Origin of the sequence: Geomonas terrae, from assembly GCF_004791675.1 — a bacterium.
GTDB classification, from domain to species: domain Bacteria; phylum Desulfobacterota; class Desulfuromonadia; order Geobacterales; family Geobacteraceae; genus Geomonas; species Geomonas edaphica.
In genome coordinates this window covers 1,170,770-1,193,020 of sequence record NZ_SRSC01000001.1, presented here as the reverse complement: position 1 = coordinate 1,193,020, position 22,251 = coordinate 1,170,770, and the positions used below count along the sequence as shown (strand labels likewise).

Below are 22,251 nucleotides of genomic sequence, written 5' to 3'. Positions count from 1 at the left end.
GCTAACCAGCAGCAGGAGGAAACACCATGTTCGACATTCTTTGCCGTTTCAGAATCGGCACCCGCCTCAACGTCTGTTTTTCCATAGCCACCATGATCATCATCCTGCTCGGCGTCCTCGGATATACCGGCACAGCAAGGATGCTCGACCACGTCAAAGACGCCGCCGGCACCCACGCGAAGCTTCTCGAGCTCGCCCAGGCAAGCCGTGCCGACATCAACGTCCTGCGCCGCTTCGAAAAGGACGCCTTCATCAACATGGCCGATCCCGCGAAGCTTGAGGAGTACCGGAAGAAATGGGACGGGGCCATGACCGGTTTCCAGGCGCGCAACGACGAGATGGCGAAACTTGCCGAACACCCTAGCGAGAAGGAGATGCTCGCCGGCATCAAGCGCGACAGCGAGGCGTACGCAGCAGGCTTCCGCAAGGTCTACGAGGAGGTGCAGGGAGGCCGGATCGCCACCACCCAGGACGCCAACAACGCGATCAACGAGTACAAAAAACCGACGCACCAGGCGGAAGCCCAGGTGATCGAATTCTCCAAGCTGATGACCCGGCAGATGGCGGACACGGTTGCCGAGGCGCAGAGCGGCGCCGCCCGCATCAGGCTTTCCATCGCCGTCATCGCCATCATCGCCGCCACCATGGCGGTCATCCTTTCCATCATCATCACCCGTTCCATCACGGTGCCCCTCGCACGGCTCGTCACCGTCGCCGACACCATAGCGACCGGCGATCTCTCCCGCGACCTCGACGTTTCCTACCGGGACGAGACCGGACAGCTCATGGGGACCATGAAGACCATGACCGGGAACCTGCGCAGCATGATCGGCGCGGTGAGCAGCACATCGGAACAGGTGACCGCCGCCGCGAACCAGATGCATGATATCTCCCGGCAGATCGCCGAAGAGGCCGAGGAGGTCGCGAGCCAGTCCGGCACCGTTTCCACCGCCGGCGAGGAGATGTCGGCCACCTCCGGCGACATCGCCATGAACTGCCAGAACGCTGCAGAAGGGGCGCAGCGTGCGGCGCAGTCGGCAAGCGACGGGGCCGTCGTCGTGGAGCGCACCGTCGCCGTCATGGGACAGATCGCCGACAAGGTCCAGGAATCGGCGCGGACCGTGGCAAGCCTTGGTGAGCGTTCCGACCAGATCGGGGCCATCATCGGCACCATCGAGGACATCGCCGACCAGACCAACCTGCTCGCGCTGAACGCCGCCATCGAGGCCGCGCGCGCCGGTGAGCAGGGAAGAGGTTTCGCCGTGGTGGCCGACGAGGTGCGGGCGCTTGCGGAGCGGACCACGCGCGCCACACGCGAGATCGGGGAGATGATCAAGGCGATCCAGGTGGAGACAAAGGGTGCGGTGACCGCCATGGAACAAGGGGTATCCCAGGTGGCGGCCGGCACCGAGGAGGCGGCCAAGTCCGGGGCAGCACTCAGGGAGATCCTGGAACAGGTGAACGCCGTCGCCATGCAGGTGAGCCAGATCGCCACCGCCGTGGAAGAACAGACGGCGACGACGAGCGAGATCTCCGGCAACATGCACCGGATTACCGAGATCGTGCACCAGACGTCGCAGGGGGCTAACCGTTCCGCGGTCGAGGCGTCCCACCTGACCGGCTACGCGGCGGAGCTCCAGAATCACGTGCAGCGCTTCCGGCTCTGACGATACAAGTCACGAACAAAAAGGGCGTCCCTCACCGGGGACGCCTTTTTTTTATTTGTCGGACTACCCGCTGCGCCGCTACCTATGCAGTTTGTGCCACTGCTGTGAATCCGGAAAGAAGAGGGGGCTGCCGTACTTCTCCCTGCCAAAGGACTCGACGATACTCTGCCCTTTACCCGGATCGGTCAGCCAAGCCACGAATCGGGCGGCGTCCTCACTGTTGACCTTGGGGAATTTAGTCTTGCTGACGGGGATGACGGAGATCCGGTTAAGAAGCACCTCGTCCCCCTCCACAAGAACGGCGAGTGAGACCTCATCCTTCAAGGATAGATAGGTGGCCCGGTCGATGATGGTGTACGCGCCGCTGGCGTTGACATAGCGCAGCGTCGGCGCGTTCCCCTCGTTTCCTTTCTCGTAGACCCTGTACCATGCCCCTTCCGGCTTCACTTCCGCCTTCTTCCAGAGGTCCATCTCCGCCACGTGGGTTCCCGACCTGTCGCCGCGCGAAACGAACGGGGCTCCCTTCGCCGCCAGCTGCCTCAAGGCCCCGGTCGCCGATTTCATCCCCTTTATCCCGGCCGGATCTGCGGCCGGACCGACTATCACGAAATCGTTGTACATGACCGGGACGCGTTCCGTGCCGAATCCCGCCGCCACGAATTTCTCCTCCAGCGCTTTCGCATGCACCATGGCGATGTCGACGCTGCCCCCCTCGGCGATCTTCAGCGCCTCGCCCGTTCCCGCTCCTACATGGCGCACACGCACCCCGGTCTCCTTCTCAAAGGCGTCCTCGAGCGCCGATACGATCCCCGCATCGATCGGGCCGATGGTGCTTGCCATCAACAAGAATCCATCTCCCGCGTGTGCCGCCGTGGTCACAAAGAGCATAGCGGCGCTCAGCCACAATACCGGTTTTCTGCTCCAAGCCATCTTTACCTCCCTTACTGACTGTCGAAATAGAAACTCCGCTAAAGACAAGAAAGCCCGGTAGCGTTATACCATATAATACACAACGGTCTACGACACAAGGATGCCAATGTCAGAACAGGTTGCCCGCTCATCCAGAAGCGCCACTGCTTGTATACGCAAAGGAGTGTCGGCCAATTAAAAAAACATATTGCGACGCGGGCGGCAACGGTATATATTCCCGCACAACCTGTGTGACTTTATGCTTCGTCGACGTTTTCCTTCCGACGGCCCCCAAACCGGCCGCTAAACCAAGATAGGAGGAGTAGGATGCCTGACTGCGAACTGCTTTCCGGATGTATCTTCTTCAACGACCAGATGGCCAACATGCCTTCCACCAGCAACGTCTTCAAGATGATGTACTGCACCGACAACTTCGAGGGGTGCGCGCGCTACACCGTGCGCAAGGCCGCCGGCAAAGAGGCCGTACTCGACGACCTGTTTCCGAACCAGATGGAGCGCGCAAGGGAAATCCTCGTAAAGCGCTGATCCCCTTTCAGGACCGTCTTGCGGTCGTCCTCCAACAAGAAAGGCCACGGTTCCCCGTGGCCTTTTCCTGTTCAAAGAGGAAGAGAAGCGTTGCCTCTTCCGTATTCCTTATGCAAGATGCCTGTCCCGAAGTACTCCCCACACGACAAATACGGAAAAGATTGATACATTGTAGATACATCGATACAGTCAACCGTGACAGCACCGGGGACGGGAGGAAAAGATGGTAGCCAAGGCTCAGAAATGGGGTAACAGCCTCGCGGTGCGTCTGCCCAAAATGATGGCCGCAGAGTGCGGTATCGAGGTGGATTCGCCGATAGAGATCGTCAGGCAGGAAAACTGCATCGTCATCAGGCCGGTATCCCCTGCGGCCCTTGCGCTGGAGTCGCTCGTGGATGCCATAACCGAGGACAACATGCACTCCGAGGTCCCGACGGGGAAGCCGGTCGGGAATGAGCTTTGGTGACGGCAGGGTACGTCCCGGATCGTGGCGACGTCATCTGGCTCGATTTCGACCCGCAAGCCGGGCATGAACACAAGGGAAGGCGTCCTGCGTTCGTTCTGTCACCCCAGATCTACAACAGAAAGACCGGCCTCATGCTTTGCTGCCCGATCACCTCGCAAGTCAAGGGATACCCGTTCGAGGTGGCAGTGTCGGGGGTAACCGGCATCCGCGGCGTGATACTCGCCGACCAGGTAAAGTCCCTGGACTGGCGCGCGAGACGTGCGGAGAAAGACGGCAAAGTGACCAGGCAGGTACTTGAAGAAGTAGTTATGAAGGTGCGCGCCCTAGTGGAAGGATAGAAGACCGACGCCCGGCGTCAGCACGCCGTGCCGGCTGCCGCAAGCTACACGCCGATGCCGCGGATGAAGATCTCCAGGTACTGCCGTACCAGACTCTCGTCCTGCTCCGGCGACTGGCTTATCAGCTTCTTGGTCGCCTGCAGGCTCAAAAAGAAGTAATTCACCATGCCCGCCAGCGCGAGCGCCGCATTGGCCGGGTCCACGTCCCCCCTGAATTTCCCCTGCTGCTGCCCCTGCGCGACCGCTTCCGCCATGATCACGATCACCTCGTCGATCACCGGGGCCACCAGCGTCTCGAAAAACGCCGTCGGGTTCGTCAACTCGCTCGTGTAGAAGCGCAGCAGATGCGGGTTGTTGCGGTGCCTCTGGAAGGTCCAGCGCAGGTAACTCTCGATCATCTCCACCGGATCGGAGATCTGGCGCCGGATCTCGTGAATCTCGGCGAAGCAGGCGAACTGCTCCTGCAAAACCGCCGAGTAAAGCCCTTCCTTGCTCCCGAAATGGTAGGAGATCATCGAGATGCTGGTCCCCGCCGCAAGGGAAAGCTCCCTTATGCTGACGCCGTTCACACCCCGCTCCGCGAAAAGCTGCGTCCCCACCTCCATAAGCTTCTTGTGAATCCCGGTTTTCTCCATGCTCCACCCCGGCTTAGTTGATGTCAGCCGCCAAGACATTAGCAAAATCGCCGGGGAATTACCAATTCTATTGCAAATAAAACGACGTGCTGATATGTTGTATTCATTTTTCGAACGAACGTTCGAAATTAAACTACGCGTTTCCGGCAATCTTTCCGCCGATCATGGTGGAAACAAAAATCATATCAGGAGGATGCAGCTAAATGTCCGAATTGCACAACAGGATCAGGAAGTCGAGCCTTCACGAGCGGATCACCACCGTGGACCAGGTCATCCCAATGTTCAAAGACGGCATGAACGTGGGCTGGTCCGGGTTCACCCCGGCCGGCTATCCGAAGATGGTCCCGATCGCCCTCGCCGACCACGTCGAGAAGAACAACCTGCAGGGGAAACTGAGGTTCAACCTCTTCATCGGCGCATCCGTCGGTGTCGAGACCGAAGACCGCTGGGCTTCGCTCGACATGATCGACCGCCGCTGGCCGTACCAGACCGGGAAAAACATCCAGGCCGGCATCAACACCGGGCGCATCCGCATGGGCGACAAGCACCTCTCCATGTTCGCACAGGACCTGGGCTACGGCTTCTACACCAAGGAAAACGGCGGGCGCCTCGACATCGCCATCATCGAGTGCTCCGCCATCACCGAGAGGGGTGAGCTGGTGCTGACCGCCTCCTGCGGCGCGGTCCCCGAGATCGTACAGATCGCCGACAAGATCATCATCGAGGTCAACACCTCGATCCCGAACTTCGAGGGGCTCCACGACATCGTCGAGCCGATCAACCCGCCGAACCGCCTCCCCTACCTGATCTGCCGCGTCGACGACCGCGCCGGTTCCCCCTACGTCCGCGTCGACAACGACAAGATCGTCGCCATCGTCGAATCGAACCGCCCGGACAACGGCCGCGCCTTCAGCGAGCAGGACGACACCTCCGAGGCGATCGCGAACAACATCATCGACTTCTTCTCCGCCGAGGTGAAGGCGGGCCGCCTGCCGAAGAACCTCCTCCCGCTGCAGTCCGGCGTCGGCTCCATCGCCAACGCGGTCATCGGCGGCCTCGCCAACGGCCCGTTCACCGGCCTGAAGGTCTGGACCGAGGTACTGCAGGACACCATGCTCGACTTCTTCGACTCCGGGAAACTCGACTTCGCCTCCACCGTCTCCCTCTCCTTCTCCGTGGACGGCTTCAAGCGCTTCTACGAGAACTGGGACAAGTACAGCAACAAGGTGATGATGCGCCCGCTCTCCATCGCGAACCACCCGGAACCGATCCGTCGCCTCGGGTGCATCGCCATGAACACCCCGGTCGAGTTCGACATCTACGCGCACGCCAACTCCACGCTGGTCGGCGGCACCAGGATGATCAACGGCATCGGCGGCTCTGGTGACTTCCTGAGGAACGCCTTCCTCTCCATCATGCACACCCCGTCGGCCCGTCCGACCAAGACCGACCCGACCGGCATCACCTGCGTCGTGCCGCACGTGCCGCACGTCGACCACACCGAGCACGACCTCGACGTGCTGGTCACCGAGCAGGGTCTTGCCGACCTGCGCGGCCTGAGCCCGAAAAGCCGCGCCCAGCTCATCATCGACAAGTGCGCGCACCCGGATTACAAGCCGCTTCTGCAGGAGTACTTCGACATAGCGAAGAAGGACTGCATCGAAAGAAAGGCAGGCCACGAGCCGCAGCTCCTCGACCGCGTCTTCAAGATGCAGGTCAACCTCGCCAAGAACGGCACCATGAAGATCAACAACTGGGACGTCTAGTCGTTAAGCTCCAGTCGTTTCCGTAAAATAAGAGCAGGGCAGTCCGATCGGGCCGCCCTGCTTTTTTTATTTTCCCGACTCCCCTCACCTCTTCACTTTCTCGCGTAAAAAAGAGGGTTGACATTTCAGGCTCACAGATTTAGTTTAATGTTAAAGCATATGACGTCAAACAATGACGCCGACGATAAAGCAAAGGAGAACACGCCATGAAAACCGCCTACTGGGATGCCATTAAAAACCGCAGGACTTTTTACGCGCTGGACAAGGAACAGGTGACAAGCGACGAGCGTATCCGCGAGCTTGTCGGGGAAGCGGTGCAGCACGTGCCGTCCTCTTTCAATTCGCAGAGCAGCCGGGTGCTCATCCTGCTCGGTGCGGAACACGACAGGCTCTGGGACATCACCAAGACCGAACTGAAGAAGATCGTGCCGCAGGATGCCTTTGCCGCAACGCAGCAAAAGATCGACGGCGCCTTCCGCAGCGGCTACGGCACCGTTCTCTACTTCGAGGACACCGACGTGGTAGAAGGCCTGCAGGAAAGCTTTCCCGCGTACAGCGAGAACTTCCCGGTCTGGTCGCAGCAGTCTTCAGGGATGCTCCAGTTCGCGGTATGGACCGCCCTCGAGGCCGAAGGGTGGGGCGCATCGCTGCAGCACTACAACCCGGTGATCGACGACGCGGTAAGGCAGCAGTGGCATGTCCCGGAAAGCTGGAAGCTCGTCGCACAGATGCCTTTCGGCAAACCGGCGGCGGCACCGGGAGAGAAGGCATTCGCACCGCTTGAAGGGCGCGTGAAACTCTACAGCTAGTGGATCTAGCAAGGAGCAGGTCATGTCATCAAGATTTCCATCAGTATTCGTATCGCACGGCGCTCCGTCCATCGTACTGGAGGATTGCCCGACGCGGGATTTCCTCAAAAGTCTCGGAGGAGAACTTGGGCGCCCCAAGGCCATCGTCTCGGTCTCGGCCCACTGGACCACCGACACCCCGCGGTTGACCGGTCACCCCCACCCGCCGACCATCCACGACTTCGGCGGTTTCCAGGAGCAACTGTACCAGCTGCGCTATCCCGCTCCCGGCGCTCCCGCGCTAGCCGGGAGCGTTCTTTCCCTGCTGCGGGAAGCGGGAATCCCCGGTGAGATAGACCCGGATCGCGGCCTGGACCACGGCGCCTGGGCGCCGCTCATGCTCATCTACCCGGATGCCGACATCCCGGTGGTGCAGCTCTCGGTCCAGCCCCGGCTCGGAGCCCATCACCACCTGGAGATGGGCGAGGCCCTGCGCCCATTACGGGACGAGGGGATCCTGATCCTCGCCAGCGGTTCCGCCACGCACAACCTAGGCGACTTCTTCGGCCGCGCGCTCGACGCCGAACCTTTGCCGTACGCGAAGGAATTCGCCGACTGGCTGAAGGAAGCGGTATTGGAAGGACGGGCGAACGACCTGGTCGACTACGAACGGCAGGCACCCAACGCGCGGCGCAACCACCCCACTCCCGAGCATTTCCTCCCCCTGCTGGTCGCCATGGGGGCCGGAGGGAGCGCCTCCGTGCTGCACGATGGTTACACCTACGGCGCCCTCTCCATGGCCGCCTTCAAGTGGGATTGAATACATTGCGAAAGTTTTTTTAGTACAGAACGCAGCAGAAATTCGCACACTCCTAATGCATGCCGCCCCTGAGCGGTTACTATTAAATGCACTACTGGAGGTGCCTATGAGAATAACTATGCAGGACTATGTCGGCGGTAGTTGTGAAGCGGTCAACAACGCGCGCAATTTCATGTGTCTCTGGTTCCGGACCGGGGGCAACCCTTGCCGGCAATGCGGCTTCAATCCCGATGCCTGCGCATGGCGTCAGCAGCTTAACGTTTATGCCGCCAGGTACAGCGAGATGAGCTAGCAACGCCGGCCGACAGGTGCACCATGCTCTTTGCCAGACACCATAAGGATAAGCGCCACGGCCTGTTGCTGGACCACCCCCTGGACGATCCTTCCTGCTGCAGGGAGTGCGCGGCCCTTTGCTGCCGATCCTTCCCGAACGTCGATCTCACCTGGGAAGAATACCTGCGCCTCGAGGAGCTTGGCGCCACCCGCCTGCATTTTTCCCTGTATGGCCCCCACAAACTGATCATCGAAAACGGCTGCGAATTCTTGGACGGCAACCGATGCGGCATCTACGAAGGACGCCCGGCGATCTGCCGCCGCTTCTTCTGCAGGCCCGCCCCCGACTGATCGCCCGGGTGCCCCCCTGTCCCGGAGTTCTTCAGGAAACTCAAGGGAAGAAGCGATTAAGGTAACTCGTGTCGTGTATTACTGAGAACGGTGGCCTTATAGCTCCCCCCTTTGCGAAGGGGGGCCGGGGGGGATTTGATTTTGTCCCACTGTTTTCACCGGTTGAACGTAGTTTCTTCCTAATGGGCGTTGTTCGGCATCTGTGATTTGCTGTTGCGGCGAGCGCCGCTCTCATATACGATGCCCGGAAGTGTGCACCCTGTGCACCTTTCGACCGAAGCTACCAACCGACGTGATGCCCATGATGAAAGACCAGTTGCTTTTCCTGCCGTCGACGGCGGCAATACTCTCCGTTTTGAAGCTCTTCCTTATCCCGGTGGGAGGCGGCATTCCGGCCGGCGTCCTGCTCGCGAAGTCGAGCGGCCTCGCCTGGCAGATCACCGCGCTCGTCTACCTCGTCTCCGACATCATCCTCGCCGTCGTCTTCGAGCCGATCCTGCGCGTACTCGCTCTCATCTGCAGCCGCATCCCGTTCCTGCGCCGCTTCGCCGCAGCCATGAAGGCCGCCAACGCGCGCCACGCCGCCCAGCACCAAGGGACCGCGGCCGGTCCCATCGGCCTCATCCTGATCGCCTTCGGCGTCGACCCCATGACCGGACGCGCCTCGGCACTCGCCGCCGGACACGGCTTCATCGCAGGCTGGGCCTTCGCCATCGCCGGAGACATGCTCTACTTCGGCGTCATCGCCTACTCCACCCTCAGCCTCAACCGCTACATCAAGGACCCAGAGACCACCATGCTGGTCATCCTCGCCCTGATGTTCCTGCTCCCCGTCGTGGTACGCCGCATCCGTTCGAGACGCCCTGCTTCCGTTGCCAGGGAAGACCTCGCCTGAGCCACTCAGCCTCCATCCCTCCACGGCATAAAATAATCGTCGGCAGCGGTTAAAATTTCCCCTTTGCAGGGTAAGCTGTTCGGATGAAAAATTTCCTCCTCGGAATCGTGCTGCTCCTAACCGCGCCCATCCACCCGGCGCACGCCTTCCCGCCCCCGGAGCGGCTCGTCTACGACGCGACCTGGAACGGCATCAGCGCAGGGAGCGCCGTCATAGAGCTCACCAGACAGGAAGACGGGTTCAAGGCCGTGAACACGATCCGCTCCGCGGGGCTCGTCTCCACTATTTTCCGCATCGAAGACCACATCGAGTCAGTCATGTCGGCGGACGGCCGTCCGCATATCTACCGCGCTTCCATCAACGAGGGAAGACACCATACCCGGAATGAAGTCGTTTTCGACTTCAAGGGGCTGCAGGCCGAAACAACGGACCTCGTCAGGAACACCCGAAAGAAAGAGGCCATCACGGCCGAGACCCATGACGACCTTTCTTCCCTCTATTTTCTCCGCTCCCGCCCCCTCGCTCCCGGGACGAGTATCCTCTTCGACATCTACGATGGGAAACGCCTCTGGAACGCCGAGGCGCGCGTGACGAAGCGGCAACAACTGACGACGCGGCAGGGGACGGTCACCACCGTGGTGGTCGTCTCGACGCTCAAGGCGAATGGCGTCCTCTCGAAGGTCGGCGGAACCACCTTCTGGTTTTCCGACGATACCCGCCATATCCCATTGAAGATGAAGACGAAGCTAAAGGTCGGAGAGATGGTTCTCACCCTCAAATAGCCCGCTTAGACAGTGCCCCCTGACCATTAATACCGTTACATTTACCTCCCCTTTACTTTTTTCCACATTTCTGCCACATTTTTTCCCTATTTCTTTGTCAATGTAACAGCGCACGCTGCGGAAAAATCCGTTTCGGCGATACCAAAGACCATGCCGCATCGAAGCACGATGCACGAGCTGGGGGATTCGATGAGAAGACACGTACTACAAAGTATCTTGTTGGTTACCATGCTGAGCGGGTGTGTGACCGTGCCCAACGGCCCGAGCGTCAGGGTCCTTCCTTCCAAGGGAAAGTCCTTCGAGACCTTCATGCAGGAGGATTCCACCTGCAGGAACTGGGCGCAGTCACAGCTTGGTTCTCCGGTCCAGGAGACCTATGACCGTAACATGGCGACGAGCGCGGTCGTCGGCACCGCGGTCGGCACCGGCGCAGGCGCAGCACTCGGGGCCGCTTCCGGGCACGCGGGAGCGGGCGCCGCGATCGGGGCCGCGACCGGCCTTTTGTTCGGTGCCGCAGCCGGCTCCGGCGCCTCGGAGGTTTACGGCGTCGAAGCGCAGCGGCGTTACGACAACTCCTACGTCCAGTGCATGTACACCTACGGAAACCAAGTCCCGGGTGCGCGGCAACCGGCAGCGACACGCGTCGCGGCAGTCCCGCCCCCGCCGCCGCCCGAGCCCGCTCCCGAGCGCGTCGTACCTCCCCCTCCTCCGGGACCGCCCGTTGTAGCGCCGCCTCCCCCGGCGCCGGTACTCGTTCCGGCGCCTGAAGAGTACGAGCAGGAGCCGCCCGAGTTCATCTACTCACCGCAGTTGAACGCCTACGTGGCGGTCTCCGTCCCCTACGAGCTCGTCTACACCGGGAACGAGTATTACTATTACAGCGGCGGCAACTGGTTCCGCGGTCCCTACTACAACGGTCCCTGGACCTACGTCCCCAGGACTTCTTACCCTCCGCTCTTCGTCCAGTACGAGGTGGTGAACATACGTCACTACCGCGATGTCGAGTACCGGCGCTACCGTCGTGATGTCGGCCGCTACGACGGCCGTCTCTACCGCCCCGTCTCCCGCGGCGAGAGGTACCGTCCGAGGTACTAGGCGAGATGCCCCGAGCGTTTCCCATCCTCAAACGAGCAAAGGCACCCGATGAACCGGGTGCCTTTGTTTTTTAGAACTACTTTCCGCCCCGTCCTCCCCTTGGAAAGTAAATCCGGGAATTCTGGGGAGACGGATACACATGCCTACGCAGCGCCGCGTTTGAACTGGCGCTCCCCCCTTTGCGAAGGGGGAGCCTGCCCCCCATAGCCTTGGCAAAGGGGGAGCCTGCCCCCCATAGCCTTGGCAAAGGGGGGACAGGGGGGATTTACGCCCTATCAGTCCCCCTTAGCCTTCTCCCCCTCCACGGGGTACCTGTTATCCAGCCCTAGATTCAGCAGAAACCCCTTCATCTTGCCGAGCCCCTCCGTCGTGTCGTTCCATCCCATGGTGCCAAAGCGCAGATCGTAGGCATCGTACCCCAGCTGGTTCAGCATGAGGGTGACCGCCGCCCCGATGTGACCGATGTAGCAGACCACGACGATCTTCCGGTCCGTCGGCAGCTTGCCGAGGCTCTCCATGGTGGCGATCTGGGAGAACGGGATGCTGACCGCGCCGGGAACGTGCCCCAAGGCGTAGTCCTCAGGACGCTGGATGCTGAAGACGAACACCCCCTTGCCCCCGTCTTTGGCCTGCTCCCGGTGAAGCTCCGCGCGGTCCATGAAGAAAGGCTTCCCGGAGCCAAGCACCGCTTTGGTCCGCTCGGTGATGAGCGCGTCCCCCTCGGCACCCTTACCCGGAACCGTGGGGATCTTCTTGCCGGGTACGGCTTCCGTCTTCTCCGTGCTCACCGGGTAACCCGCCGAAGCGGTGTAAGGAGCCGCCGATTGGGCGCGGTTCCAGTGGCTTAGCCCCATAGGCATGGTGGTGGCGCTGTAGCCCAGCTGGTTGAAGTAAAGCGACGCCATCATGGATCGGTGCCCGTCGTCGCAGGTCAACACGATCATTTTGTCGCGCGGCAACAGCGCCAGGGATTTCTGCTCCGTGATCTCCTCGAACGGGATGTTCACTGCACCGGGCACGTGCCCCTTGGCGAACTCGGCGCGGGACTGCAGGCTCACGATAAAATACCCCTGCTCGTGGTCTTTCACGACGTCCTCGTACACGTTCTCAGCCGGCATGAACGGCGGAGCAGCAAAGAAAACCGTGCTTCTCTTCAGGATCTCCTCCGACAACTGGGCCGTTCCCGCCTGCACGGACTTTTCCTGGCTCTGCGCCCCGCCCGCACCGGCCCATGCCGGGACGGCAAGACAAACCAGCAGGACCGCCATACGGGTGATCAATCTGCAGTTACTGAACCTCATAGCACTTCTCCTTCGAACAGAAAATGTCCCCATACAGGGTAACGCCGTTGCCGCGCACTATCCCACTCCGCTGCCTGAGGCTCAAGGAGAACTTGATGAACGGGTCAATCCAAGGGACGAACGGTGGTGGCGGCCGAGAGCGCCTTCTTCACCGCGGGCACCAGGCGGCGGGAAACGGGAGCGGGGGGGATGGCGGGGTCGTGGAAAGAGACTACCATGCGGTTCTCCCCGGCAGGCCCGATCGCTTTCACGTGTCTTAGGTTCACCACGAAACTCTTGTGCACCTTCAGGAAGTCGACGGTCGGAAAGCGCTCAAGGACCGCCTTGAGGCTCATCAGGAGGTAAAACTTCTTGCGCGGGGTATGGATGCGGCAGTAATTGCCGTCGGCCTCGATCAGGTGTACCTGGTCCGCCGAGAGGAAATGGAAGGCGCCGTTTTCGTAGATCGGCATCTTTTTCAGTTCGAGGTGACCGCTTGTCGGGTTGGTTCGGGCGCCGGTCTGTTCCGAGAGATCCATGAAGGAAACCGCCCAAGCTATGGCGCTCCCCGGCACCATGAGGCGCGACAGGCTGATCATCAGGACCTTGCCGAGGAAATCGATCACCATCGATCTCGACTTCGACTCCTGCAGCCCCGACAACTCGTCCAGGACGCCGCGGACCTTCTCCCGGCTCTTCGGAGGATGCATCTGAAACAGGTTCCGGCCCACCGGCGCCATGTCGGGACCGGCGACGCCCAGCGCATGTTCGTTCATGCCGAGCACCTGCCAATCCTCCGACAGGAGCACCAGACCGATCTCCATACTGTTGCCTTGCTCGCTCAGGTACTGTTCCAGTGACATGAGCCGGACTCTAGCCACTTTTTAGAGTCGATGCAAGCAAAACGCGGCGTCCCGGTCGCGACGTCCGCAAAGGCAGCCCGGTTAAAGGAAGTGGCTTTATACACTCTTAGGGAAATGCGGCCGAGTTCCCCCACGAAGCGTTGCCGGAGCCCTGACGTCCCCCCCTTTGCGAAGGGGGAGCCTGCCCCCCGTAGCGTTCCGCGAAGGGGGGACAGGGGGGATTTGCCTTTGTCATTCCAACTGGGCGAAGGGATCACAGACTGGATTTTTCGCCACCCGCAGCCTCGCAGGTGGCGAAATCGCTACCAGTATATGAAGGTCCCGATAGCGCCGATATTGGCGTCCTGGGTGGCGCCGTTGAACCAGCGGTCCTGCGCCCAGGTGTACTCGCCGATGATCTGGACGAACGGGTTCACGTTGTAGGTCACCGCAACCACCGCCGCCTGCTGTTTCTGGATGTTCAGCTCCGTGTCGTTGCCGGCAAGTTCCGCCCTGCTCTGGCCGTAGTTGACGCCCAACTTCACCACAGGGGTCACCTTGTAGGTCGCCTGGTTCAAGAAGCCCCAGTTGGTTCTCTCCCTGCCGTCCGCGGAGAGCGCGTCCGCGCCCTGCATCCCCAGCATGCCGAGTGCTTTTCCGCCGTAGCAGGAGGTGAGGAGCTGAAGCCCACCCACATCGAGCTGAACGCCCCCCGCCCCGCCAACCGAAGTCACGTGACCACCCGGACGCACCGCTGCAACGGTATGCTCCGGCGTGATGCTGCCGTCCGGGTTCAGCGTCACCGGAACGGTTACCGTCTGGGCGGAGGAGAAGCTCGCCTGCTGGTAGAGCCCCGACACCCAGCCCTGGAACTTCCCGCCGGAGAAGTCCTTGGCGTAAGAGATCTCGCTCTCCAGGCGCGGCACGTTGCGGATCGTCGCCGCACCGATGTCGTTCGTGTCGTTCACGCTGAAGGCGACCTTGAAGCCGTTCATATCCGGCGTGGTGTACCTGATCTGGGCCCCGAAGTTGGGATACAGGTAGCCGTAGCCGATGTGCCCCATGGTCGGCCCGTTGTTCACCGGCCCGATCACTCCGGCCCCGAACAGCGTCATGTCAGTGAGGATGTTCTTGGCCTGGTAGAGGTTGATGGCGCGGCCGGCAAGGACCTGGCCGAAAGCACCGGTCGCCGTCATGTTGATCTCGCGGAAGTCGATGTTCGGCGAAAGGTCGGTGCGGCTCCCCCCGTTGTTCTGAACCTGCGGGTAGAGTCCGAGACGTACCGCGTAATCCACCCCGTTGGTGGTGGGAGACTGGATGTTAAGACCCACGCCCACCGGGAGCAGGCCCGTCCTCACCCTGAACTGCTGCTGGCTCTCGCCCGTACCCGTCTGGTCGCCGCCGATCTCGCCGCCGATGACGCCGACCGGGCGCCGTCCGACTGACTCGTAAGTGGCGAAGACATTGAGGAAGCCGTCCGTGGAGAACTTCCACCCGTTGGCCCCGCCTATCTCGAAGGCCTGCACCGACTGTGCGCTCGCTGCGACAGCCAATACCGCTGCCAGCATCGTTATTTTACTTTTCTGCATGTTACCCCCTGGTTGAGTGAATCCATCATTGCATCAGCATCTATTTAAAAAGCGGCTTTTACTATGAGCCGCTGCATTGCTGCTTCTTCAAAAGATGTTTTTGTAAGACAATATTTGCACATGTAATACAAAGCAGCTTTGTTACTGTATCTGCACAGCCATGCAGCTGTAGTGCAGCGAAATTTGGATACAGTTAAATAGAATGCCTTTATAGCAATTGATATACCGACATCAATTCCAGACGCCATGTTTCTTTGCGCAGGAATCATTACTATTTGTAAACAATGAAATTTTTACAGGCAGGTGTTTTCCAAAATGGTAGGAACTTCTTACAACGTGGAATAAAGCGGAACACCAAAAGCGATACAAGCTGGAACAAGTACCGCTTTTGGAACAGCCAAGACGTTACAAAGCTGCACACAGGGGGAGCTCTAACTCCGAGCATCCCCCTTCTCCAGGTTTGCGCCGGTTGAAACCTCAGCCTCGACGCGCGGCCTCTATGGCGGCGATGTCTATCTTCACCATCTGCATCATGGCATCGAACGCGCGCTTCGCGGCGGCGGGATCGGGATCGGTTATCGCCTCCGTCAAGGCGACCGGGGTGATCTGCCACGAAATGCCCCACTTATCCCTGCACCAGCCGCAGACGATCTCTTGCCCACCGTTGCCGACAATTGCATTCCAGTACCGGTCGGTTTCCGCCTGGTCCTCGGTAGCGACCTGGAACGAGAACGCCTCGTTGTGCTTGACCTCCGGTCCGCCATTGAGCCCGAGACAAGGTATGCCCATGACGGTGAACTCGACCGTCAGCACATCACCTTGCTTTCCTGACGGGTAATCACCAGGGGCAAGGTGCACCGCATCAACCGACGAATCGGGAAAGATCTCCGCGTAAAAGCGCGCCGCCTCTTCCGCGTCGCCATCGAACCAAAGGCAAATCGTATTCTTTGCAGGCTTTTTCATGTCATGTCTCCATTTGATGCCACCATTGCCGCAGCAAACCATGCGCTCACAGCTACGGGACGTTGCACGTCCGAATTCATTTCGGACCCAACTCTAGCAACCGCTCATGGAATGTCAAAATCTCAGACCCCACGGCACGGGGGAATCGGGTGGACGTTGCGATTTTGAGTAAGGAGTGCTACATATCCTCTACTTTAGCATCAGTCTAAGGAGATATTATGGCTTGGTTTTACTTGGTTCTTGCAGGCCTTTTTGAGATAGGTTGGCCGGTAGGTTTAAAAATGGCACAAGTACAGGAGAGTAGATGGCTGGGCATTGGTGCCGCAGTTGTTTTCATGACACTCAGTGGAATCTTTCTTTGGATGGCTCAACGACAAATCCCGATCGGCACAGCCTATGCCATTTGGACAGGCATAGGCGCTGCCGGAACTTTTCTGGTCGGTGTTCTCTACTACGGCGACCCCACATCAATAGCTAGATACGCAGGCGTAGCACTTATCGTGGCTGGCGTTGCTACCCTGAAGATCGCCCATTGAGAAGAGAGCGAGACAGCAAATCAAAAGTCAAAATCTCAGCAACATCCCCTCACGACAAAAGGGGCAACACCTGGCACTTTTAACAGTCAGGTGCTGCCCCTTTCACTTTGTCCAGGCAGTATTAATAAGTTACATAAGTAACCAGCGTCCCCTCGCCTCCCCTCAAGCTGATCAACATCCTTAACCGCAAGGGGATGGAGGTCTTTGTCTAGAAGCGATACCCCCCATCCCCTAGCCCGTGCCGCCCACCAGAAAGTTATAATCTTATACGTGTCCCCCTTGGATCCAGGAAGTACATTGCCTAAAACCAGATCGTTAGAGGCAGTTTTGACGAGTGAAAGATCGTCCCACTGGTTACCGTAGTCTGGCTATGACAGCTCTTACACTGGCAGGTCTTTACCTTGCCATGATACACAACGCAGAAACGTGAGCTCCCGCAAGTTGGGCATGCAAATCCCTGCGGCCATCGCATCTGCTCAAGTGCGGTAACGCATTGCTCTTCAGTTCCGAAATCGCGGAGAAAATCGGGTAAGCTAAGGCCCTTCTGAAACTGGATTCGATTCTGCGCCATGTCCGACTCCTTGTAAGGGTGATCGTTCACGGCGATCCTACTGTTAAGGTGCGACAGAAAACGTCTTAAAAAGCAATCTGCTGAAGATTAGCGTTAATCGGCCAATTTCATGAGCGTCCCCATTTCCCCCCCTGCTTCCCTTTCTCTCAGAAATGCTCCCCGCGGCCTCTCTCATACAGAGGTTGAAAATATACGCTGATAGGAGTAGTCTACCTAGGTTTAACAAACAGCTGGAGGATCTGAATATGCAAGAATTGAAGCCACTTGAAGCGCTTGAACGTTTGCTTGGAGCTGACTGGGCTCATCTAAGGAGAGCAAGAGAAAATACGGCACGAAAGAAAGCTGAACTTTTAAAAAAAGTAGCGCCTCTTGCCCCTGTAGACACGAGCATCGTAGCTTTTGGCTCCGTTGCTCGCGATGAGGTAACAAAAGGTAGCGACATTGACTGGACTCTTTTAATCGATGGCTTGGCAAACTCTGAACATTTTGACGTAAGTCATGATATTGCGTCTGCTTTAGAGGATTTGGGCCTCAATCCTCCTGGAGGAGAACAGATCTTTGGGGGAATTTCTATTAGCCATGACATCATTCACAAGATTGGCGGTGGAAATGACACTAACAAAAACACTACCCAACGGATACTTCTTCTCCTCGAATCGGTACCAATAGGGCCGTCCGATGCTTATGACCGTGTTGTCAAACAAGTTCTTAAACGATATGTTACTGAGGATTGGGGATGGATGCATAAGCAGGTGACCGTCCCAAGGTTCCTACTCAATGACATCGTCCGCTATTGGCGAACAATGGCTGTGGATTTTGCCTATAAACGTAAGGAACGACGGGGCAATGGATGGGGGGTCCGTACAATAAAACTTCGAATTTCCCGAAAGCTTACTTTCGCATCCGGATTAATTGCGTGCTTCAGCTGTGACATGGACGAATCTTTAAAAGAAGCAATTAGTGGAGGATCTGAGTTGGATTTGACACACCCAGCTGTTGATTTTCTAGTTAAACAAGTTTCACTTTCCCCTTTAGACAGGATGGCGAACCTTTTAGCTAAATATGAGCCTTTACACCAAGCAGCGAATGAACTTTTCACCAGCTATGATGGCTTCATTGGAATTCTTGATGATGAAAACTCTCGAGACAGACTAAAAAGTGTAATTCCAGCAGAGGCCGATCAAGACTTGGTGTATCAGCAAGCGAGGGAACTTGGTCATTCCTTCCAAAACGCATTGGATAAAATATTTCTTGAAGAGAACGGGACCAAATTATATCCTCTAATGAAAAAGTATGGGGTGTTCTAAATGAGAGCTATAGGTTTTTCAACAGGATCTTTAACTCTTGGGGATTTTAAAAGAGCCCTCACGTGGTTGGATAAATCTTCTGCCACTGCCGTAGAGCTTTCAGCACTAAGAAGACATGAGCTTGATCCTATGGTTATTTCTATGAATTCACTTAATTTGTCAAAGTATTCTTTTGTATCTGTGCATGCTCCGAGCAACTTTCACAAAGATGATGAAGACCAAGTAATCCATCTTTTGTTGAACTTCAAACAAAAGGGGTGGCCCATCGTTGTTCATCCTGACGCAATTTATGATTTTAGCAAGTGGCGTTGCTTTAAAAACTTCCTGATGCTGGAAAATATGGATAAAAGAAAACCTACTGGTAGAAACGTTTTCGAGTTACAAGAGATATTTGATATTCTTCCCGATGCTGCTCTTTGCTTCGATCTTGCTCATGCTAGACAATATGATGCGTCAATGACAGAAGCGTATCTTATTGCCAAGGCGTTTTCAAGACGTATTTCTCAAGTACACATAAGTGAAGTCGGAACGCAAAGCAGTCATACACGCTTGTCTCCATCGGCAATCAGCGCATACAGGGAAATATCCTCTCTTATACCTTCTAACGTCCCAATAATAATTGAAAGTCAAGTACCCGCCCAAGCAATTGAGGAAGAGCTGTCAGCAGCATTGCACGCGTTAGGAAACGGTTAAAAGCAACGCCCCCTGCCGAAGAACAACGACGTCCTCCCATCTCCCAGTGCTCCTCACTATGCTCCACCAGTCAGATCCGGGCCTTGCCCTTACCTCATCGGCAACCAATTCGCATAGTTGCTGCGAACAGCAACGAGCGCACAGGGCAAAGTTGGTCGCGCGGCGGCAGCGTGGTCATCGTGCAGAAAGAGAGGATCGAATGGCTCAACCTTTCGATCCTCTCTTGGAGAAGCAGGTAAAACCTTTACCGGGTAATCTCACATAGAAAATATCCTGCCATTCATTATCCCGCAGGATGACACCAGGGGAGTATCCGCTGCCGGCGGTAGCTAAATAGGCAAAATCAACCAAATTTTGCAGTCTTGCACCCCCAGATCAGCAGCTCGGCCCAATCAGCCACGCCGGTCCTTGCCTACAAACTTTGAGCATAAGACAAGCAACGGTACAGCATGTCTGTGGACTGTGTATAAGCTTTTCACGGATCACCCCTACCGCGAGCCTTACTCGCTTAACGTGGTGTCTGTCAATGGCAGCAACAAGAGCAAAAGTGCAGAAAATTCACTTCCGCCATGGCCTTAACATCGCCTATAGATGACCATTGCATATTAGCTGATTTGCGTTATTTACAAGAACTACAGTCCGGGCCTCAATAAATTCTTTAAAGGACATAGTGCCATTGGCTGCTTCTTTGGGTATGAAAGCAGAAGATAAGATATTGTCTTTATGCGCCAATGGTATTTTCATAAAATAACTTGATGGTTCTTCATCGCTAACTGTTTTATTATCATATGAAGAAAGGAAACAAATATTGGCGATAATATTTGCTTCGTGAAATCCTATTCCAAGGTTCGACAGATATCCTTTTGGGTAAATATGATGGAACTCACGTGCATTGTAAGATGATAACACCGTGCCTAAGTCAACCTCACTTCCTGTCAATAATGAGCGTGGACGGCCCTGAGCCATTAGACACAACGCCGCTTTTGCGGCCGTAGAATTGATACGCCACGTCTTGGTGAACAAGTCACTCGAAATGGCAAAATTTGAAAAATCAAACGGGATTCCACCTTCAGCAATAGCCTCAATCATTTTTAGGTCTTCCAGTACCATTCTATTTGTACCAGCTCTATAACGTTGAGTTAGTGCACAATGCCAAAACCATTTTTTAAGCTGCTGCAATTGAGCCGACGAAGGCTTTGGCAATAGCGAAAAAAATCTTGTTATCGGTATGAGCATTATTGGAAATGGTAAAAAAATAACATTTCGAATTTTAAGTTGCCCTTCTAAAAAATCAACAGCCGAAAAAATTGCTTTCTTTAACAACTGTATTCCCTCAATCAACTTCTCGGGGACAACATCTATAAGATCTTCTGAGTCAATAGACTGTATTGTTATAGAAGACAACATCCGCATCAGCAAGGGTTGGTCTATCTGTTCATACCCCTTATCCGCAAGGGAATCTAAGAGCGCTTCAATTTCTTGTCTTAAATCAAACTGATCTGACCACGTCCAAGCAGCAAGTAGCTCTATATTGCTCAAGGGGGTCCCGGATGAATTTATCCTTTGGAAAACACTGCAAACTTCCTTGTTGGTACGCTCCTTTATGGTTACCACTGGAAATTCGTAGTCTTTGAATCGTTCTGTAACTAAAGCAATATTTTTACTTTCTTCCGGTGAAAATGAAGAGAGTTGAGTCAACAATTTGCTAGTGTCAAGAATGTCCCGCATGAAGATCTTGTTTTTGCCAGGTGCGGCTTTGTAATGTACAAATTCGTCATCCTGGGGGACGTAGCAGATATTAAAGCGGTCAGCGAGTTCAACATCATTAGTCTTATCCTATGAATGAAAAACGCCATATAACGTGGTCAGACGTTGTTGGCCATCAAGTATGTAATTAACAGGATAATCCTCTGGAGTGCTTGGTAAAACAAATCCTCCTATGTTCCGCTCGTGTTTTAACACTTCTTTGGTGGACCACAACAATAGAGATCCGACTGGATAGCCACGATATATTGAGTCCAAGAGACTTATTATCTGTTCATCAGACCATATATACTGGCGCTGGAATACTGGGATTTTTATATTTCCTCGCTCTACGTCAGACAATAAGGTAGCCAACCGAGGACTGGAAGGAGTTATCTTGTTAGTAGGTGCCATACTTGCCTCCTAGGGGTGAATTTACATCATACTTTCTGTATCCTCATTCAGATGCCAGTATTTCATAAACAATAAGACTGAGGGGCAACATTAGCTGACGAAGACTCTGATACTGGGTTGGCGACTGCCCCGATGATAGATTTTTGCTTTTAGCCGACTATCAGTTTAAGATTGAGGCTTCTACTCCGCATCTTTGGTGAAGGCACGCAGGAGCCGCCGACGCTCCTGCTGCGGCCATTACTCCGTAAAATTCTCGCACCGGCTGGACGCTCACCTTGTACGCTTTCCACTGCTTGCACTGCACCAGGTGCTTCTCTCTTCCCTTGCGCAGAACGAGATCGATGCCGCCGTCCGGCCCGCTACCACCCTCTCGAGCGACCTCAAACCCCTTTTGCTTGAAATGCTCAGCTACCAAGGTTTCAAACTCGCCCCAGCTCATCTCGTTCAGCGACGCGACATCAGCACGCGACTTGACCGTCTCGTAAAGCTTTCGCTGCTTCATGGAGTTGAACGCGGAGATACCTGCTGCGACTAGAAAGGCGGGCGCGAGAAAGAACTGGCCGAACAGAGCAAAGATGGGCGACACAAGGTTGCCGGGATTTTGGGAGGGGAGTGCACGGAAAATCATGAAGGATACGACGGCAAGAATGACTGAGATCCACCACGGGGACTTGCTGGCGATGATAATGAGATCTTGTAACGGACTTGTGCGCGGTCTTCGTGCCATGGGATTTTGCGAAACTCCTAAGGGGGGATAGCGTAAACATCATTAACATACGCGAGGAGATTGTTAAAGAAAATTCAACACCACAAACCAATTTACTCACGCAGAGACGCCAAGACGCAAAGGAAAGGCGATTAACCAGGGATGAAGGGGATGAACGGGGATTACTACCTATGACCGAGGCTGCTGATGGTTCAACCTCTTGCGCTCCCAATTTACTCCTGACGCTGGAGGTTCAATCTCTAGCGTTCTCAATTT

Annotated in this window: 24 protein-coding genes and 1 pseudogene; 15 read left to right on the top strand and 10 right to left on the bottom strand. The window is 56.4% G+C overall.

Translation table 11 applies throughout. The features are described 5' to 3' along the window. Positions 1-26 precede the first annotated feature (26 nt). Positions 27-1,667, top strand: a complete 1,641-nt coding sequence (locus E4633_RS05045; protein ID WP_135869151.1) for a methyl-accepting chemotaxis protein — start codon at positions 27-29, stop codon at positions 1,665-1,667. Between the two features lie 78 nt (positions 1,668-1,745). Here the strand turns inward: E4633_RS05045 and E4633_RS05040 are convergent, their stop codons facing one another. After that, positions 1,746-2,597, bottom strand: a complete 852-nt coding sequence (locus tag E4633_RS05040) for a substrate-binding domain-containing protein (RefSeq protein ID WP_135869150.1) — start codon at positions 2,595-2,597, stop codon at positions 1,746-1,748. Between the two features lie 306 nt (positions 2,598-2,903). On the opposite strand from E4633_RS05040, the gene E4633_RS05035 reads away from it, so the two are divergent. From E4633_RS05035 to mazF, 3 genes are all read left to right on the top strand, one after another. Continuing rightward, the gene (locus E4633_RS05035) at positions 2,904-3,122 is read left to right on the top strand and encodes a hypothetical protein (protein WP_135869149.1); all 219 of its coding nucleotides are present in this window, start codon (positions 2,904-2,906) and stop codon (positions 3,120-3,122) included. Positions 3,123-3,345: 223 nt separating this feature from the next. Continuing rightward, complete coding sequence (locus E4633_RS05030) at positions 3,346-3,588, top strand: AbrB/MazE/SpoVT family DNA-binding domain-containing protein (protein WP_135869148.1); 243 nt, start codon at positions 3,346-3,348, stop codon at positions 3,586-3,588. Next, the gene (gene mazF / locus E4633_RS05025; protein WP_135869147.1) at positions 3,585-3,926 is read left to right on the top strand and encodes an endoribonuclease MazF; all 342 of its coding nucleotides are present in this window, start codon (positions 3,585-3,587) and stop codon (positions 3,924-3,926) included. Before E4633_RS05030 ends, mazF begins: the two co-directional genes overlap by 4 nt. A gap of 44 nt (positions 3,927-3,970) precedes the next feature. Here mazF and E4633_RS05020 read toward each other — a convergent pair whose 3' ends face one another. After that, entirely contained in the window at positions 3,971-4,561 is a 591-nt protein-coding gene (locus E4633_RS05020) for a TetR/AcrR family transcriptional regulator (protein WP_135869146.1), read from the bottom strand. Between the two features lie 203 nt (positions 4,562-4,764). On the opposite strand from E4633_RS05020, the gene E4633_RS05015 reads away from it, so the two are divergent. From E4633_RS05015 to E4633_RS04980, 8 genes are all read left to right on the top strand, one after another. Further along, positions 4,765-6,327 carry an acetyl-CoA hydrolase/transferase C-terminal domain-containing protein gene (locus tag E4633_RS05015; protein ID WP_135869145.1) on the top strand — a complete coding sequence of 521 codons (1,563 nt, stop codon included), beginning with the start codon at positions 4,765-4,767 and terminating at the stop codon, positions 6,325-6,327. Positions 6,328-6,533: 206 nt separating this feature from the next. Beyond that, a complete protein-coding gene (locus tag E4633_RS05010) occupies positions 6,534-7,136 on the top strand; it encodes a nitroreductase family protein (protein ID WP_135869144.1) in 603 nt (200 codons plus the stop codon). Between the two features lie 22 nt (positions 7,137-7,158). Beyond that, positions 7,159-7,935, top strand: a complete 777-nt coding sequence (locus tag E4633_RS05005) for a DODA-type extradiol aromatic ring-opening family dioxygenase (protein ID WP_135869143.1) — start codon at positions 7,159-7,161, stop codon at positions 7,933-7,935. A gap of 106 nt (positions 7,936-8,041) precedes the next feature. After that, positions 8,042-8,227 carry a hypothetical protein gene (locus tag E4633_RS05000; RefSeq protein ID WP_135869142.1) on the top strand — a complete coding sequence of 62 codons (186 nt, stop codon included), beginning with the start codon at positions 8,042-8,044 and terminating at the stop codon, positions 8,225-8,227. A gap of 23 nt (positions 8,228-8,250) precedes the next feature. Next, positions 8,251-8,559 carry a YkgJ family cysteine cluster protein gene (locus E4633_RS04995; protein WP_135869141.1) on the top strand — a complete coding sequence of 103 codons (309 nt, stop codon included), beginning with the start codon at positions 8,251-8,253 and terminating at the stop codon, positions 8,557-8,559. A 301-nt stretch (positions 8,560-8,860) separates the two neighbouring features. Continuing rightward, entirely contained in the window at positions 8,861-9,454 is a 594-nt protein-coding gene (locus E4633_RS04990; RefSeq protein ID WP_246037910.1) for a hypothetical protein, read from the top strand. An 83-nt stretch (positions 9,455-9,537) separates the two neighbouring features. Beyond that, entirely contained in the window at positions 9,538-10,236 is a 699-nt protein-coding gene (locus tag E4633_RS04985) for a DUF3108 domain-containing protein (protein ID WP_135869140.1), read from the top strand. A 189-nt stretch (positions 10,237-10,425) separates the two neighbouring features. Beyond that, complete coding sequence (locus E4633_RS04980; protein ID WP_135869139.1) at positions 10,426-11,331, top strand: hypothetical protein; 906 nt, start codon at positions 10,426-10,428, stop codon at positions 11,329-11,331. 275 nt (positions 11,332-11,606) lie between these two features. Here the strand turns inward: E4633_RS04980 and E4633_RS04975 are convergent, their stop codons facing one another. From E4633_RS04975 to E4633_RS04960, 4 genes are all read right to left on the bottom strand, one after another. Further along, complete coding sequence (locus E4633_RS04975) at positions 11,607-12,632, bottom strand: rhodanese-like domain-containing protein (protein WP_162604937.1); 1,026 nt, start codon at positions 12,630-12,632, stop codon at positions 11,607-11,609. Between the two features lie 104 nt (positions 12,633-12,736). Beyond that, positions 12,737-13,474: a LytTR family DNA-binding domain-containing protein gene (locus E4633_RS04970; protein ID WP_135869137.1), complete on the bottom strand. Its 738-nt coding sequence runs from the start codon at positions 13,472-13,474 to the stop codon at positions 12,737-12,739. A 302-nt stretch (positions 13,475-13,776) separates the two neighbouring features. After that, positions 13,777-15,042, bottom strand: coding sequence for a hypothetical protein (locus E4633_RS04965; protein ID WP_135869136.1), 1,266 nt, complete (start codon positions 15,040-15,042; stop codon positions 13,777-13,779). Between the two features lie 477 nt (positions 15,043-15,519). Beyond that, a complete protein-coding gene (locus E4633_RS04960) occupies positions 15,520-16,005 on the bottom strand; it encodes a VOC family protein (RefSeq protein WP_135869135.1) in 486 nt (161 codons plus the stop codon). Positions 16,006-16,223: 218 nt separating this feature from the next. Between E4633_RS04960 and E4633_RS04955 the strand changes: the two genes are divergently transcribed. After that, the gene (locus E4633_RS04955; RefSeq protein WP_135869134.1) at positions 16,224-16,541 is read left to right on the top strand and encodes a DMT family transporter; all 318 of its coding nucleotides are present in this window, start codon (positions 16,224-16,226) and stop codon (positions 16,539-16,541) included. 304 nt (positions 16,542-16,845) lie between these two features. Here E4633_RS04955 and E4633_RS04950 read toward each other — a convergent pair. Next, positions 16,846-17,112 (bottom strand): annotated as a pseudogene (locus E4633_RS04950) (transposase); the annotation flags it as partial. A 245-nt stretch (positions 17,113-17,357) separates the two neighbouring features. Between E4633_RS04950 and E4633_RS04945 the strand changes: the two are divergent. Further along, positions 17,358-18,419, top strand: coding sequence for a nucleotidyltransferase domain-containing protein (locus E4633_RS04945; RefSeq protein WP_162604936.1), 1,062 nt, complete (start codon positions 17,358-17,360; stop codon positions 18,417-18,419). Further along, entirely contained in the window at positions 18,420-19,112 is a 693-nt protein-coding gene (locus E4633_RS04940) for a hypothetical protein (RefSeq protein ID WP_135869131.1), read from the top strand. 585 nt (positions 19,113-19,697) lie between these two features. On the opposite strand, the gene E4633_RS04935 is transcribed toward E4633_RS04940, so the two are convergent. The 3 genes from E4633_RS04935 to E4633_RS04930 form a co-directional block, all read right to left on the bottom strand. Further along, positions 19,698-20,840 (bottom strand): hypothetical protein, encoded by a 1,143-nt coding sequence (locus E4633_RS04935; RefSeq protein WP_198419386.1) that lies wholly within the window; start codon positions 20,838-20,840, stop codon positions 19,698-19,700. Between the two features lie 108 nt (positions 20,841-20,948). Then, on the bottom strand, positions 20,949-21,269 hold the full coding sequence (locus E4633_RS20940; RefSeq protein ID WP_198419385.1) for a GmrSD restriction endonuclease domain-containing protein: 321 nt from the start codon (positions 21,267-21,269) through the stop codon (positions 20,949-20,951). A 160-nt stretch (positions 21,270-21,429) separates the two neighbouring features. Further along, the gene (locus E4633_RS04930) at positions 21,430-21,996 is read right to left on the bottom strand and encodes a restriction endonuclease (protein ID WP_135869130.1); all 567 of its coding nucleotides are present in this window, start codon (positions 21,994-21,996) and stop codon (positions 21,430-21,432) included. Positions 21,997-22,251 lie beyond the last annotated feature (255 nt).

Excerpts from the sequence above, each read along its gene's own strand:
- E4633_RS05005 (WP_135869143.1), top strand. The coding sequence starts at position 7,159 with ATGTCATCAAGATTTCCATCAGTATTCGTATCGCACGGCGCTCCGTCC.
- E4633_RS04990 (WP_246037910.1), top strand. The coding sequence starts at position 8,861 with ATGATGAAAGACCAGTTGCTTTTCCTGCCGTCGACGGCGGCAATACTC.
- E4633_RS04945 (WP_162604936.1), top strand. The coding sequence starts at position 17,358 with ATGCAAGAATTGAAGCCACTTGAAGCGCTTGAACGTTTGCTTGGAGCT.
- E4633_RS04975 (WP_162604937.1), bottom strand. The coding sequence starts at position 12,632 with ATGAGGTTCAGTAACTGCAGATTGATCACCCGTATGGCGGTCCTGCTG.
- E4633_RS04995 (WP_135869141.1), top strand. The coding sequence starts at position 8,251 with ATGCTCTTTGCCAGACACCATAAGGATAAGCGCCACGGCCTGTTGCTG.
- E4633_RS04930 (WP_135869130.1), bottom strand. The coding sequence starts at position 21,996 with ATGGCACGAAGACCGCGCACAAGTCCGTTACAAGATCTCATTATCATC.
- E4633_RS05045 (WP_135869151.1), top strand. The coding sequence starts at position 27 with ATGTTCGACATTCTTTGCCGTTTCAGAATCGGCACCCGCCTCAACGTC.
- E4633_RS05020 (WP_135869146.1), bottom strand. The coding sequence starts at position 4,561 with ATGGAGAAAACCGGGATTCACAAGAAGCTTATGGAGGTGGGGACGCAG.
- E4633_RS05035 (WP_135869149.1), top strand. The coding sequence starts at position 2,904 with ATGCCTGACTGCGAACTGCTTTCCGGATGTATCTTCTTCAACGACCAG.
- E4633_RS04965 (WP_135869136.1), bottom strand. The coding sequence starts at position 15,042 with ATGCAGAAAAGTAAAATAACGATGCTGGCAGCGGTATTGGCTGTCGCA.
- E4633_RS04935 (WP_198419386.1), bottom strand. The coding sequence starts at position 20,840 with ATGCGGGACATTCTTGACACTAGCAAATTGTTGACTCAACTCTCTTCA.
- E4633_RS05015 (WP_135869145.1), top strand. The coding sequence starts at position 4,765 with ATGTCCGAATTGCACAACAGGATCAGGAAGTCGAGCCTTCACGAGCGG.
- E4633_RS20940 (WP_198419385.1), bottom strand. The coding sequence starts at position 21,269 with ATGGCACCTACTAACAAGATAACTCCTTCCAGTCCTCGGTTGGCTACC.
- E4633_RS04955 (WP_135869134.1), top strand. The coding sequence starts at position 16,224 with ATGGCTTGGTTTTACTTGGTTCTTGCAGGCCTTTTTGAGATAGGTTGG.
- E4633_RS05030 (WP_135869148.1), top strand. The coding sequence starts at position 3,346 with ATGGTAGCCAAGGCTCAGAAATGGGGTAACAGCCTCGCGGTGCGTCTG.
- E4633_RS05010 (WP_135869144.1), top strand. The coding sequence starts at position 6,534 with ATGAAAACCGCCTACTGGGATGCCATTAAAAACCGCAGGACTTTTTAC.
- E4633_RS05000 (WP_135869142.1), top strand. The coding sequence starts at position 8,042 with ATGAGAATAACTATGCAGGACTATGTCGGCGGTAGTTGTGAAGCGGTC.
- E4633_RS04980 (WP_135869139.1), top strand. The coding sequence starts at position 10,426 with ATGAGAAGACACGTACTACAAAGTATCTTGTTGGTTACCATGCTGAGC.
- E4633_RS05040 (WP_135869150.1), bottom strand. The coding sequence starts at position 2,597 with ATGGCTTGGAGCAGAAAACCGGTATTGTGGCTGAGCGCCGCTATGCTC.
- E4633_RS04970 (WP_135869137.1), bottom strand. The coding sequence starts at position 13,474 with ATGTCACTGGAACAGTACCTGAGCGAGCAAGGCAACAGTATGGAGATC.
- E4633_RS04985 (WP_135869140.1), top strand. The coding sequence starts at position 9,538 with ATGAAAAATTTCCTCCTCGGAATCGTGCTGCTCCTAACCGCGCCCATC.
- E4633_RS04960 (WP_135869135.1), bottom strand. The coding sequence starts at position 16,005 with ATGAAAAAGCCTGCAAAGAATACGATTTGCCTTTGGTTCGATGGCGAC.
- E4633_RS04940 (WP_135869131.1), top strand. The coding sequence starts at position 18,420 with ATGAGAGCTATAGGTTTTTCAACAGGATCTTTAACTCTTGGGGATTTT.